Here is a 13616-nt window from a genome sequence, read left to right as displayed (position 1 = left end):
ATCGCCTGACCAGAACACAAGGTGCCGCCGATTTGCAGCCACACAAAGCTGCATCTGCCGGCATGCACGAAAGACTTGATGTGTTCCGCCTTCAGAGCGTTACTTGCTCACCGCCGCGACTTTCGCGCCGGATAAACAAGGAGACAATCATGACAAAAGCCCCATCTGCAACCAAAGCAGCCGCTTCCAAGCCCGGCAAACAGACGCAACCAGCCAAAAACAAAGCGGCCAAGCTTGAAATCCCTGCTTTCCTCGCTTCCGCCTCATCTGCCCCCACAAAAACAAAACCCGCCACCCCCCGCAAGAAGGCACCCATCGTCTCAGAGCCACCATCAAGCAAGCAGGATCGGCTCATCGCCCTGATGAAGCAGGGAAAAGGCTCGACCATAACCGAGATGATAGAAGCCACCGGCTGGCAAGCTCACTCCATCCGTGGCGTCATCAGCGGAGTGTTAAAGAAACGCCTCAGCCTGAATGTAATCTCAGAATTAGCTTCCGATGGCACCCGGCGGTACCGGATCATCAAGCAGGCACAAGCATGAAAGCCCAGCTCGCCGAACTGATGGCAATGGATCGACGAGCATTGATTCTGCGGTGGCAGGAGGTATTCGGCCACCCGGCTCCTCTCAATAGTCGAGAGATGCTAATGCGACAAGCGCTTGGCTGGAGAATACAAGCTGATGCACAAGGCGGGCTTACCGGATCACATCGTCGACAGCTTCGCAAAGGCCCCTCTCAGCCGCTTGTCGTCGGCTCGCGCCTGATCCGCGTCTGGCAAGGCGAAACTCACCAAGTGATGGTTTTGGAGAAAGGCTACTCCTACGCTGGGAAGCACTGGAAAAGCCTGAGCGCAATCGCTAGGGCCATTACCGGCACACCATGGTCCGGCCCGGTGTTCTTCGGAATCAAGAAATGAGCTCGCGTCGGCAAACGATCAATTGCGCAATCTACACCCGCAAATCATCCGAGGAAGGCCTGGAACAAGGATTCAACTCCTTAGATGCCCAACGGGAGGCCTGCGAGGCTTTCGTTTTGAGCCAGCAGCATGAAGGCTGGCGAACCATACCGACCCACTATAACGACGGAGGCTATTCCGGCGGGAATATGGATCGGCCAGCCCTGAAGCAATTGCTGGATGACATCGACAGCAAGCGAATTCAGGTTGTAGTCGTCTACAAGGTAGATCGGCTAACCAGATCCCTTGCAGACTTTGCAAAGATCGTCGAACGGTTTGATGGGCGTGGCGTGTCCTTCGTGTCGGTGACGCAACAATTCAATACGACCTCCTCGATGGGGCGACTCACCTTGAATGTGTTGTTGTCATTTGCGCAGTTTGAGCGGGAGGTAACTGGAGAACGTATCCGGGACAAGATCGCCGCCTCAAAGCAAAAGGGAATGTGGATGGGTGGCGTCCCTCCTCTAGGCTACAAAGGGCAGGAACGTACCCTCGCGATAGATGAACCCAATGCCGCTTTAGTCAGAACCATCTATCAGCGCTATCTGGCATTGGGCTGTGTTTGGTCGCTGCAGCAAGAACTCATCACCTCCAACATCAGAACGCCGCTCCGCACCAGCAAAACAGGCAAGTCGTATGGAGGATGCCACTTCAGTCGGGGCGCGCTTTATAAGATTCTAGCCAACCCGGTATACATCGGCCGGATCGTGCATCGGGACCAGGATTTCCCTGGGCAACATCCCGCCATCATCGATCAGGAGCTATGGGATGCCGTCCAGAACCAGTTGCGTGAGAATCGCCAAGGACATCATCAACGAAGATCTACCCCGTCAGACAGCTTGCTCGCCGGACGGCTCTACGATGAACATGGACATCGCTTACTTCCCTCCCACAGCCAGAAGAAGAGCAAACGCTTTCGTTACTACGTGTCAGAAACATTAGTCATATCCAACCGGGAAAATGCACCCAATGGCATTCGTCTGCCCGCGCAGGAAATCGAAACCTTGGTGATAAACAGCTTATGCGACTGGCTGAGCGATTCATCTGCCATGCTCGATTCACTTGGCCGGATTGATCACGCGGCAGTGCAAGGCATCCTGATTCATGCTCAACAAGTTATTTCAGAACTAGAAAATCCTTCCGGGAACCGATACCAGATAGTGCAGAAACTGGTTAGCAGAGTCACAATCGCAAACAGTGAAGTGCGCATCGCCCTCAGCCCAACAACGTTGTTTCTAGCAAACTCAGCATCGGCCAGAGAATCTGAACTGTCCCCTCGCGAGCTAACCATCCCGGCGCAAGTTCGCCGCTGCGGTTTGGCAATGCGGTTAATCATTCAGGGGCAGAACGCACCACAAAGGATAGCTCCGGATCAGGGGCTGATACAACTTATCGCCAAGGCACACGACTGGCTCGGACGATTGACTTCCGGTAATGCGAAAAGCGTTCAGGAAATCGCGGATGCAGAAGGTGTCACTAGTTCCTATGTCACCCGGGTCGTCTATCGTAGCTTTCTGGCACCCGATATCGTTCAGGCCATTCTCGAAGGCACCCAGCCAGCCTCTCTGACATTGGATAAGCTCAAACAGAACCTCCCCCTCCCCATTGACTGGAACGAACAACGAAAATTATTCGGTTTCGCACCCACCGCGTAATCACAGCCTTAAATTCCCGACCATTCGAATCAACAATACGGCACTATCGGTACCGGCTAATGAGCACGCAGAGAATTCAGAAGAAAATGGCCTAATTTTCGAGGCACAACGTACCGTAGAGAATACGCGAATGACAAAGGCCCGCGTGGTGCGGGGCTTTGCGGGGTATGCGCCGGAACTGCGGTGCGCATAACGAATACTGGCGGAGAGGGAGGGATTCGAACCCTCGGTACGGGGTTACCGTACGCCTGATTTCGAGTCAGGTACATTCGACCACTCTGCCACCTCTCCGGATGCGGTCTATAACAGCGGCGCGCATTCTACCAGCAACCCGCAATTTCGTGCATCATGTTCGCATGCGGAACCCAACCCGATATTTGAGTGCGGCCACCCTTGGCATATGTGTGCTGCTGGCCGGCTGTGGCCAGCAGCTCCCCTCCTGGCGGAATGACAAGCTGCTGGTGATCGTGCCCGATGCCTCACAAGGCGCGGAGGCGGAATTCGAGCGTGAACTGGCAACAATTTTTGCCGAGCACCTGCATTCCACCGTTGAATTGATCCCCAGCCCGCCAAACAAGATCGATCGGGCATTGCGCAGACATCGCGCCCATCTGGCCGCAGCCTCACTACGCAGCGAGATCAACGTTTCCGCCCTGCACTTCGGCCCCAGCTACCAGACCGTGCGCGAACAGTTGATCTGCAACCGTGATCACAAGCAGCCACGACGCCTGGCCGATCTGCAGGGCATGAGCCTCGCCGTACCAGTCGGCTCCGCCCCGGAAGCAGCCCTGATGGAAGCCAGAGCCAATTTCTCACCCCTCAAATGGGAATCCCGGCGCAACACCACCACCGAAGGCCTGATCCGGGAAGTGTCCGACGGGACACTGGACTGCACGGTGGCAAACGAAAACCGGTATGCCAGCGCGCGCAACTATTACTCGAACCTGGTCGCAACTCTGGATATCGGCACCCCATCCAAACTGGCCTGGGCATTCTCAAGGGATGTCGACCCTGCCTTATACAAAGAGGCGCAAGCATTTTTCTCCCGCATCGAGCGGGATGGCACGTTGAACCGCCTGCTGGAACGCTACTACGGACACAACAACAGACTGCAGACTCTGGATGCCGCCTCCTTCATCGCCAACATCAACCAGATACTGCCGAAATACCGCAACCTGTTCGAAGAAGCTGCAACGCTGACAGGAATCGACTGGCGTTTGCTGGCGGCACTGGCCTACCAGGAATCGCAATGGGACCCGCTCGCCACATCCTTTACCAACGTGCGCGGCATGATGATGCTGACTGAAGAAACTGCCGACCGGATGAATGTCACCAACCGGCTTGATGCCCGCGAGAGCATTATCGCCGGCGCAAAATACCTGGCTTTGATCAGGGATCAGATGCCGGAACGCATCGCCGAACCGGATCGCACCTGGATGTCTCTGGCCGCCTACAACCAGGGCTATGGACATCTGGAAGATGCTCGCGTCCTGACCAAACGCATGGGAATGAATCCGGATAGCTGGGCGGACGTGAAGAAATGGATGCCGTTGCTGAATCAACCCGGCTATTACGAGACGCTCAAGTACGGCTACGCACGCGGCGGCGAGGCGGTGATACTGGTGGAAAGCATTCGCAGCTACCATGACATGCTCGAGCGGCTGGCCCCCGACGCGACCGCCTTCGATTCAAACGCAATCTCATACCGCCTGATCGAGCCGCTAAAACGCCTGCTGCGCTAATCCGGACTCGCGCCTTTTTTCTCTTCCAGCAAACGTTCGATGCGTTCGAGGCGCGCCGAGATATCCTTGAGCAAACGGTCGGCCTCTTTTTCCTCACGCTCCACCTTCTCGACATCGCTACCGATATCGCTGCCGATGAAGAAGGCTGCAAGGTTCGCCGTCAGCATCGACAGCAACACCACACCGAACAGGATCAGTAACGCCCCGAACAGTCGTCCTGCACCATTGTGCGGGACGACATCGCCGTAGCCCACCGTCGCCATGGTCACCCATGCCCACCACATGCCGTCCCATACCGTTCCGATCGAGGGATCGATGCGGGAAATGACGATGCCGGACAACACCATCGTGACCAGCGCCACGACCATCGTCGCGCCTAGCCTGTGCTGCGACAACAACCTGCGTGCCGATTTCGACATGCGCACCAGCAGCATCACCACCAGGATCAACCGGAAGCTGCGCAACAAGCCGGCCAGCGGTGCGACATGCCAGAAGATCGGCAAGCCGCCGATGATGATGACCAGATTCAGCCAATTGCTGATGAGAAAACTGCGCCGGTCGGCGACCAGCGCGGTCAGAAACGAGGTCTCCAGCAGGAACGCCAGCCAAACCAGCCAGTCGGCGACATCCGCCAGGATGGGGGAGATGGACTGCGTCTCCTCGAGATACCACTGGACGACGATCCAGAACGCCACCCCGACCATGGGCCATTCCAGCCGCTTACCCCACAGCTTGGCAGCCGGACGCTCGTGCTCCGCGACTCCCGCGATGCCGAGCAGGTGGACGACCTTCACTTGGTGATCTTCTCCAGCCCGCCCATATAGGGACGCAGCACTTCCGGCACGACCACGCTGCCGTCGGCCTGCTGGTAGTTCTCAAGCACGGCAACCAGGGTGCGCCCCACCGCCAGGCCGGAACCGTTGAGGGTATGCACCAGCTCCGGCTTGCCCTGCGCATTGCGGAAACGCGCCTGCATGCGCCGCGCCTGGAACGCCTCGAAGTTGGAACAGGAAGATATCTCGCGGTAGGTGTTCTGCGCGGGCAGCCACACTTCGATGTCATAAGTAGTGGCTGCGGAAAAGCCCATGTCGCCGGAACACAGCTTGACCACGCGATACGGCAGGCCAAGCTGCTTCAGGATGGTCTCGGCATGGCCGAGCAACTCTTCCAGCATCTCGTAGGATTTTTCCGGATGCACGATCTGCACCAGCTCTACCTTGTCGAACTGGTGCTGGCGGATCATGCCGCGGGTATCGCGGCCGTACGAACCCGCCTCGCTGCGGAAACATGGCGTGTGCGCCACGAACTTCATCGGCAGATTCTCCAGCGGCACGATCTCGTCGCGCACCATGTTGGTCACAGGCACTTCGGCGGTGGGAATCAAAAAATAACCGCCCCCCTCTTCAAATTTCGTTAACTCAGGCTCCGCAGTCGCCAACAATCGATTGGCAATTGGCTGAGTAGTAACCCTGAACAAGTCTGTTTCAAATTTTGGTAATTGACCTGTGCCGCGCATCGAGTCCGCATTCACGATATAGGGCACATAGGTCTCGGTGTAACCGTGTTTGTCGGTGTGCGTGTCCAGCATGAACTGCGCGAGTGCACGATGCAGCCGTGCCAGCGGTCCTTTCAGCAGCGAGAAGCGTGCACCGGAGATCTTTGCGGCGGTGTCGAAATCGAGACCGCCCAGCCCCTCCCCGAGGCTGACGTGATCCTGCACATCGAAGCCGAACTGCGGAACGTCGCCGACCTTGCGCACCTCGACGTTGTCGGCTTCCGATTTGCCGACCGGCACGCTAGCGTGCGGTGTATTCGGGATGACCGACAGGAACGCATCGAATGCCTGCTGTATCTCAGCGAGGTGTGTTTCGAGCTGCTTCAGCTCATCGCCCAGCGTCGCCACCTCGGCCATGATCGCCGACACATCTTCACCCTTGGCCTTGGCCGCGCCGATCTGCTTGGAGGTCGCATTGCGCTTAGCCTGCAACTCCTGCGTGCGCGTCTGGATAGTCTTGCGCTCGCCTTCAAGCTGCTCGAAGCGAGCCGTGTCCAGCACAAAGCCGCGCGTTTCAAGACGTGCCGCCACCCCTGCCAAATCATTGCGTAATACCTGAATATCCAACATACGGTGCCCTTTATTTGAAAGCCGAGACGACGATGGTCCGCCCCAGCCTGATGATCTGCGAATTATGCTGCGCCACATAAGGCTCGTTCTCTTTGCCGAGCGTATGGTAACGGGTGCGCTCCAGACGCATGAACTGGTTCCACCCCAGCCACACCAATGGTGCGAACAATATGCTCAACACCCGCGAACTTCTCTGCAGCTTGTCCGTGTCCAGTTGTAGTTCGCGGAAATCGCAATCCAGCATGGCGTGCGCCAAATAAAAATAAGGGATGGGGGTCACGTGCCCGCTGGTGGCGAACCGGTCCTGATTCTTCACCGGCAACGGACCAAACAGGTTAGCGAAGCCACAAACCAGATAACGCAGGCGCGACTTCATGTTGAGCACATTCGGTGTCGTCACCACCATCAGCCCGCCCGGTTTCAGCACGCGATGAATTTCGCGCAACACGGCACGATAGTTTTCGACGTGTTCCAACACCTCCGAGCAAGTCACCAGATCGAAGCTTTCATCGGGATATGGGAGGGGGTGAGTGTTGAGATCGAGTTGAAGGATATTCACATCCTTCAGCGCAAAGCGTTCAATGTGGTAATCACATGCTTCAGCCTCCAAACCCGGCCAAGTCTCACGCAACAGCCTCAACAAATCGCCGCTACCCGCACCAATGTCCAGGCAGCGCGGCGCCTCCTGCTTCAGGCGCTCCTTGACAACACGCTCGACCGAACAATAAATCGCATCATTACACATCGTTTTCTCTATTCTTGTTTTTTGCCGCAGCATCCAATTCGCGCAAATGCGCCAACTTCTCCGAAATCTTCGCTTCCAGCCCGCGCTCCACAGGCTCGTAGAAACTCACTTTCGGCATTCCATCCGGGAAATATCTCTCGCCCGCCGCATAGCCTTCAGCCTCGTCGTGCGCGTAGCGGTAGTCCTTGCCGTAATCGAGCTGTTTCATCAATTTGGTCGGCGCGTTGCGCAAGTGCAGCGGCACTTCGCGCGAACCGTCCTGCCTGACCCAGGCGCGGGCGGCATTATACGCGACGTATCCCGCGTTCGACTTGGCGGCGACTGCGAGATACAGCACGGCCTGTGCCAGCGCCAGCTCGCCTTCCGGCGAGCCTAGGCGTTCGTACGTCGCTGCGGCATCGTTGCACAACTGGATGGCGCGCGGGTCGGCGAGGCCGATGTCTTCCCACGCCATGCGCACGATGCGCCGCGCCAGGTAACGCGGGTCGGCGCCGCCGTCCAGCATGCGCACCAGCCAGTACAGCGCGGCATCGGGGTTCGAGCCGCGCACCGACTTGTGCAGCGCGGAGATCTGGTCGTAGAAGGCCTCGCCGCCCTTGTCGAAACGGCGCATCTTCTGCGCCAGCGTGGCATCAAGGAACTTCGTGTCGATCATGCCGACCTTGGCCGCGCTGGCGGCGGTCTGCAACTGTTCCAGCACATTGAGCAGGCGGCGCGCATCGCCGTCGGCATAACCGATGATGCGCTCCTTCGCCGCCGTCTCGAACTCCAGCCCCTGCAGCGCGGTCTGCTGCGCACGCTCGAACAATTGTCCCATCTCATTTTCGGACAGGGATTGCAGCACATACACCTGCGCCCGCGACAGCAACGCGTTGTTCAACTCGAACGAGGGATTCTCGGTGGTCGCACCGATGAAGGTGACCAGTCCCTGCTCTACATAAGGCAGGAAGGCGTCCTGCTGAGACTTGTTGAAGCGGTGGACTTCGTCCACGAAAAGGATGGTGTGACGGCCGCTCTGCTGCAGGGTCTGCTCCGCCTGCGCGATGGCCTCGCGGATGTCCTTCACGCCGGACAGCACCGCAGACAGCGGCACGAACTCGGCATCGAACGCGGAAGCCATCAACCGTGCCAGCGTGGTCTTGCCCACGCCGGGAGGCCCCCACAGGATCATCGAATGCAGCTTGCCGGACTGGAACGCGAGGCGCAGCGGTTTGCCCTCGCCCAGCAGATGGGATTGGCCGATGACTTCATCTATATGCCTGGGACGCAGCCGCTCGGCGAGCGGCGCGGCGGGCTGGTTGGGGGCGAACAGGTCGCGCATTACTCGCTCAGCACATCCGCGCCTTTCGGCGGCTCGAACTTGAACAATTGAGGCGGCAGTTGCGGATTGCGTTTCAGGCCCGAGAAGCGCAGCACGGTCTTGTGACCGAACTGGTCATTCAACTCCATGACGACCAGTTCGGCCTGCGCATTGAAACCCATCAGGATGCTGTTGAAACTGCTGTCCTGCGCCTTGGGCGTGGCTTGCAGCCAGTCCAGCCCGTCCTGGCTGCCGCTCTCCTTGAGCGCGAAGCCCCGCTCGATCTCGTTGCTGCCGGACAACAACGCCGCCGGGCTGCTGCCCAGCGCGGCATCCAGTTTCTTCACCGTCACCTGATTAAGATCCACGTCATACAGCCAGAACTTCGCACCATCGCCGACGATCAGCTGCTCATAGGGTTTCTGGTAGGTCCAGCGGAACTTGCCGGGACGCACGAACTGCATCACGCCGGAGGCGCTCTGGATGCGCTTGCCGCCCTGGTCCAGCACCACCTGGCTGAAGTTCGCCTGCGCGGAACGGGTGGAAGCAACGAATTCCTTGAGCTTGTCGATGCCGCCTGCGTGGGAGGTAGCGGCACACAAGAAAATCGAGAGTCCGAGAAGAAGTTTTTTACACATGTTCAATATCCGGGTTGGAAAAGGGAGAAGAGAGATGGGAGAAGGGTAAACCTGCGCTCGGCCTCCCTTCCCCTTCTCCCTTCACCCTTCCCTGTTTGGAGCGATCACCTCGCGGTTGCCGTTGCTCTGCATCGCGCTGACGATGCCTGCGGCCTCCATCTGCTCGATGAGCCGTGCGGCACGGTTATAGCCGATGCGCAACTGGCGCTGCACCGACGAGATCGACGCCCGGCGCGACTTCAGCACGATGTCCACCGCCTGGTCGTACAGCGGATCGGCTTCGGCATCCAGAGCAGGGCCGCCCTCGCCATCCTCGCCGCCGCCCTCCTCCAGCGAATTCAACACGCCGTCGATGTATTGCGGCTCGCCCTGCGCCTTGAGGTATTCGGCGACGCGGTGCACTTCCTGGTCGGACACGAACGCACCGTGCACGCGCTGGGGATAACCGGTGCCCGGCGGCAGGTAGAGCATGTCGCCCTGACCCAGCAGCGCTTCCGCGCCCATCTGGTCGAGGATGGTGCGCGAGTCGATCTTGGACGACACTTGGAACGCCACGCGCGTCGGCACGTTGGCCTTGATCAGGCCGGTGATCACGTCCACCGACGGGCGCTGCGTCGCCAGCACCAGATGGATGCCGGAGGCGCGTGCCTTCTGCGCGAGGCGCGCGATCAGCTCTTCGATCTTCTTTCCCACCACCATCATCAAGTCGGCCAGTTCGTCGATGAACACCACGAGCAGCGGCAATTCTTCCAGCGCCTCGGGGTTCTCCGGCGTGAGGGTGAACGGGTTGGTCAACGGCTTCTCGGCCTTGATCGCATCTCGCACCTTCTGGTTGTAGCCGGCGATGTTGCGCACGCCCAGTGCGGACATCAGCTTGTAGCGCCGGTCCATCTCCTGCACACACCAGTTCAGGCCGGATGCGGCCTGGCGCATGTCGGTGACCACGGGGCAGAGCAGATGCGGAATGCCCTCGTAAACGGAAAGCTCCAGCATCTTGGGATCGACCAGCAGAAGGCGCACCTGCTGCGGCGTGGCCTTGTACAGCAGAGACAGGATCATCGCGTTGATCGCCACCGACTTGCCGGAACCGGTAGTACCCGCTACCAGCACGTGCGGCATCTTGGCCAGGTCGGCGACCACGGGCTTGCCGGAGATGTCCTTGCCCATCGCCATGGTCAGCATCGAGCCCATATCGGCGTATACCTGCGAACCGAGTATCTCGGACAGATGCACCATCTGCCGTTTCGGATTGGGCAGCTCAAGCGCCATGTAGGTCTTGCCGGGGATGGTCTCAACCACGCGGATACTGACCACCGACAGCGCGCGCGCCAAGTCCTTCATCAGGTTGACGACCTGGCTGCCCTTCACCCCGACCGCGGGATCGACCTCGTAGCGCGTGATGACCGGACCGGGATAAGCGCCGACCACCTTGACCTCCACGCCGAAGTCCTTGAGTTTGCGCTCGATCAGGCGCGAAGTGAATTCGAGCGTCTCGGCGGAGACCACCTCGACCTGCTGCGTCGCCTCGTCCAGCAGGTGCAACGGGGGCAGCGGCGAATCGGGCATCTCGGTGAACAGCGAGACCTGCTTCTCCTTTTCCACGCGCTTTGAGCGCGGGATCTCGACGACGGGCATCTCGATATGGATGGGCTGATGCTCCTCGACGCGCTTCTTCTCTTCTTTCACCACGATGCTGCGTTCCTGCATCGCCTGCGCGCCGATACGCTTGTCGCGCCGAGTCTGCCACGCCAGAGATGCCCGGCGATATGCCTCCTCCAGCACACCGCCCAGACTATCGATGAATCGCAGCCAGGACAGGCCGCTGAACACGCTGAAGCCGGTCGCGATCAAAACCAGCAGCAGCAGCGTGGCGCCGGTGAACCCAAGCAACATGGTCAGTGCGTCGCCGAGCACGGCGCCGAGCATGCCGCCGGGAGCCAGCGGCAGCGCGACTTGCAGACTGTGCAAACGGATGGCTTCAAGCGCACTGCTGGCCAGCAGCAGCACGGCAAAACCGGCAACGGAAACCCAGAAAGTGCGCTTGCAGAAAACGCTGTCGGGGCGCAGGTCGCGGTAACCCGCCCACACGCGCTGCAGCATGAACGCCACCAGCCACCAGGCGGAGGCTCCGAACAGGTAGAACAGCAGGTCAGCCAGATGCGCCCCGAGCGCACCGGCGGGATTGCCGGTCAGCGCGCCGGTGGCGCTGTGCGACCAGGACGGGTCGGCTGGGTCGTAGCCATACAACGCCATGGCGAAATACGCCGCACCGGCGGCCAGCAGCAGCCAGCGCGACTCGCGCAGCAGGACGAACAGCTTGTTTCCCGGCAGCTCGCCGCTTGCCTCAGCCATGCGAGGAGCTACCGATCAAGCCCAGCTGCTCGGCGGCACGCACCGCCTCCATGCGGCTGTTTACCCGCAACAGCTGGTATATCGCGGCAACGTGGATCTTCACCGTCCCCTCGGCGAGATACACGGCCTGGGCGATCTCCTTGTTGGATAGGCCCGCCGCAAGGTGTTTCAGCACTTCCATCTGACGCGCCGTCAAGCCATACTCGTTGGTACGCAGACTGCGCCGGTCGACCCGATCCCCGTCCCGAGGCTTCGGCTCCGCCACACTGTGCTGCTGCAATATCTGCGGCGGGATGTACACGCCGCCGGACAGCACCAGCTTCAGTGCGCCCAGCATCACCGGTGCCGTGGAGTTCTTGCACACGAAGCCCATTGCGCCGTAGTTCATCACTGTTTCCATGACCCCGCGCCCATCCTCGCCGGACACCACCACCACCGGGATATGGGGATAGCGCTGATGGAAGAACTTGATGGAAATCGGCCCTTCGCTACCGGGCATATTGAGGTCCAGCAATGCCAGGTCCAGCTCCGGATACTGCTCCGCCAGCTTAAGTCCGTCGTGGAAATTGCCTGCCTCCAGCACTTCGACGTCTTCCGGCAATTGCTGCAACACATAGCGCAACCCCTCGCGGAACAGCGCGTGATCATCTACCAGCAAAATCTTCATGGTTTGCCTTCCTCCCCTCAGGCCGATTCGACGGGGCTAATCATAGCATCAGGAGATGCCGCCGCATCGGCCAGCGGCACGACAAAAGCGAAGCAGCTCCCCTCGCCGAGCGTTGAATCCAGAGTCATCCGGTAGCCCAGCAATTGCTCCAGGCGTTTCACGATCGCCAGCCCCAGCCCCAGGCCATTGCTGCGGTCGCGCTGCCGGTTCCCGACTTGGTAATACTCCTCGAAGATGTGCGGCAAATGCTCCGGCGCAATGCCGATCCCGGTGTCGCGCACCTCGATCTGCAGGCCATCGCCGGCTTGCCGGCAGCTCACCACCACTTCGCCCCGCTCGGTGTAGCGGATCGCATTGGCGATCAGGTTGCGCAAAATACGCTCCAGCAGCAACGAATCGCTGTAAACCTCTGCACTGCTGTCCGCCATCTCGAAGCGCAGCCCCTTGCCCAGCGCCAGCCAGGAAAATTCGGCATACATCCGGTCCAGCAACGGCTGGATGGAAAATCGCTCATAGCGAGGTTGTACCACTCCCGCATCGAGCCTGGAAATGTCCAGCAAGGCATCGAACATCGAACCCAGCACTTCTACGGACTGTTCCACTTGTCCGACCAGGTGAGTAGTCTGCAGATCGTGTTCGCGGTTTTTCAGCACGTCCACGAACAAGGTCAACGCGTGCATGGGCTGGCGCAGGTCGTGGCTGGCGGCGGCGAAGAACTTCGATTTCATCCGGTTGGCCTGCTCGGCGGAGCGTTGCGCATCTTCGGCGCGCTGTTTCTCTTCCGTCAGCTGCTTGACCAGCTTTGCGTTCTCCAGCCCCCGGCGTAGCGACAACTCGAAAGTGGCGGCCATTTCGCGTCCGGCACGCAGCACAAATGCCAGATACACCGCCAGCATCAACGCCAGAACAAGATGGGGATGATCTGCCACCAGCAGGCTACTGAACGTGACCGGCAGAATCAGCAGGACAACGTAGATGTACAGGGATGGCGGGAACACCGGATTGACGGTCACCGCTCCCGCGGCCAATCCCAGGACTACGCAGATCAGCATCGCCTGGTAGGCCAGATCGCCGGGGACGAACATCAGAACACCGATGCTGCCCCACAGCGAGCCCAATACCGTGACGAACAGGATGAACCGCGTTCGCCACCGCTTGCACTCCGCCATCGTGCCGTTCGCCTTGCGGTAAACGGCCCAATAGCCTATTTCAGCCAGATGCGCGATATACACCAGCGCCAGCCATCCCAACAGTGTCCCGTGATCGACCGCCTGCCACATGAGCGCGCACAGCAACGGCGCCAGCAGCATCTGCCCGCCCACCATCAACGGATAGTTTTGCAGGCGAGCACGGATCTGCTCGGCACGAATCGGGAAATTCTCCTCATCGATATCGCTGCGGGTCATGGCGAAGAAGCAATCGAGAATCTTTTGCATG

Annotated in this window: 12 protein-coding genes and 1 tRNA gene; 4 read left to right on the top strand and 9 right to left on the bottom strand. The window is 59.6% G+C overall.

The features are described from left to right. Positions 1-149 precede the first annotated feature (149 nt). The 3 genes from FGKAn22_RS01890 to FGKAn22_RS01880 are packed head-to-tail and all read left to right on the top strand — an operon-like array spanning position 150 to position 2610. The gene (locus tag FGKAn22_RS01890; RefSeq protein ID WP_212786295.1) at positions 150-542 is read left to right on the top strand and encodes a DUF3489 domain-containing protein; all 393 of its coding nucleotides are present in this window, start codon (positions 150-152) and stop codon (positions 540-542) included. Then, positions 539-916, top strand: coding sequence for a DUF2924 domain-containing protein (locus FGKAn22_RS01885; RefSeq protein ID WP_212786294.1), 378 nt, complete (start codon positions 539-541; stop codon positions 914-916). Before FGKAn22_RS01890 ends, FGKAn22_RS01885 begins: the two co-directional genes overlap by 4 nt. Then, positions 913-2610, top strand: coding sequence for a recombinase family protein (locus tag FGKAn22_RS01880; RefSeq protein WP_212786293.1), 1698 nt, complete (start codon positions 913-915; stop codon positions 2608-2610). The genes FGKAn22_RS01885 and FGKAn22_RS01880 overlap by 4 nt, the downstream gene beginning before the upstream one ends. 200 nt (positions 2611-2810) lie before the next feature. Here FGKAn22_RS01880 and FGKAn22_RS01875 read toward each other — a convergent pair. Then, positions 2811-2901 (bottom strand) — tRNA-Ser (locus FGKAn22_RS01875). A gap of 65 nt (positions 2902-2966) precedes the next feature. On the opposite strand from FGKAn22_RS01875, the gene mltF reads away from it, so the two are divergent. Further along, positions 2967-4352 carry a membrane-bound lytic murein transglycosylase MltF gene (mltF, locus tag FGKAn22_RS01870; protein WP_212786292.1) on the top strand — a complete coding sequence of 462 codons (1386 nt, stop codon included), beginning with the start codon at positions 2967-2969 and terminating at the stop codon, positions 4350-4352. On the opposite strand, the gene FGKAn22_RS01865 is transcribed toward mltF, so the two are convergent. From FGKAn22_RS01865 to FGKAn22_RS01830, 8 genes are all read right to left on the bottom strand, one after another. Then, complete coding sequence (locus FGKAn22_RS01865) at positions 4349-5146, bottom strand: potassium channel family protein (protein ID WP_212786291.1); 798 nt, start codon at positions 5144-5146, stop codon at positions 4349-4351. The genes mltF and FGKAn22_RS01865 overlap by 4 nt on opposite strands. After that, positions 5143-6477: a serine--tRNA ligase gene (gene serS / locus FGKAn22_RS01860; protein WP_212786290.1), complete on the bottom strand. Its 1335-nt coding sequence runs from the start codon at positions 6475-6477 to the stop codon at positions 5143-5145. The genes FGKAn22_RS01865 and serS overlap by 4 nt, the downstream gene beginning before the upstream one ends. A gap of 10 nt (positions 6478-6487) precedes the next feature. Further along, the gene (locus FGKAn22_RS01855; protein ID WP_212786289.1) at positions 6488-7255 is read right to left on the bottom strand and encodes a class I SAM-dependent methyltransferase; all 768 of its coding nucleotides are present in this window, start codon (positions 7253-7255) and stop codon (positions 6488-6490) included. Beyond that, a complete protein-coding gene (locus FGKAn22_RS01850; protein ID WP_212786288.1) occupies positions 7215-8543 on the bottom strand; it encodes a replication-associated recombination protein A in 1329 nt (442 codons plus the stop codon). The genes FGKAn22_RS01855 and FGKAn22_RS01850 overlap by 41 nt, the downstream gene beginning before the upstream one ends. Further along, entirely contained in the window at positions 8543-9160 is a 618-nt protein-coding gene (gene lolA / locus FGKAn22_RS01845; protein ID WP_212786287.1) for an outer membrane lipoprotein periplasmic chaperone LolA, read from the bottom strand. Before lolA ends, FGKAn22_RS01850 begins: the two co-directional genes overlap by 1 nt. Positions 9161-9241: 81 nt before the next feature. Continuing rightward, on the bottom strand, positions 9242-11512 hold the full coding sequence (locus FGKAn22_RS01840) for a DNA translocase FtsK (protein WP_212786286.1): 2271 nt from the start codon (positions 11510-11512) through the stop codon (positions 9242-9244). After that, positions 11505-12179: a response regulator gene (locus FGKAn22_RS01835; protein ID WP_212786285.1), complete on the bottom strand. Its 675-nt coding sequence runs from the start codon at positions 12177-12179 to the stop codon at positions 11505-11507. Before FGKAn22_RS01835 ends, FGKAn22_RS01840 begins: the two co-directional genes overlap by 8 nt. Positions 12180-12196: 17 nt before the next feature. Further along, entirely contained in the window at positions 12197-13615 is a 1419-nt protein-coding gene (locus tag FGKAn22_RS01830; RefSeq protein ID WP_212786284.1) for a sensor histidine kinase, read from the bottom strand. Between the last annotated feature and the right edge of the window lies 1 nt (position 13616).

This window comes from Ferrigenium kumadai, from assembly GCF_018324385.1.
GTDB lineage: Bacteria > Pseudomonadota > Gammaproteobacteria > Burkholderiales > Gallionellaceae > Gallionella > Gallionella kumadai.
Note: the sequence above shows the minus strand (reverse complement) of the source record. Positions and strands in the feature narration are given on the sequence as shown.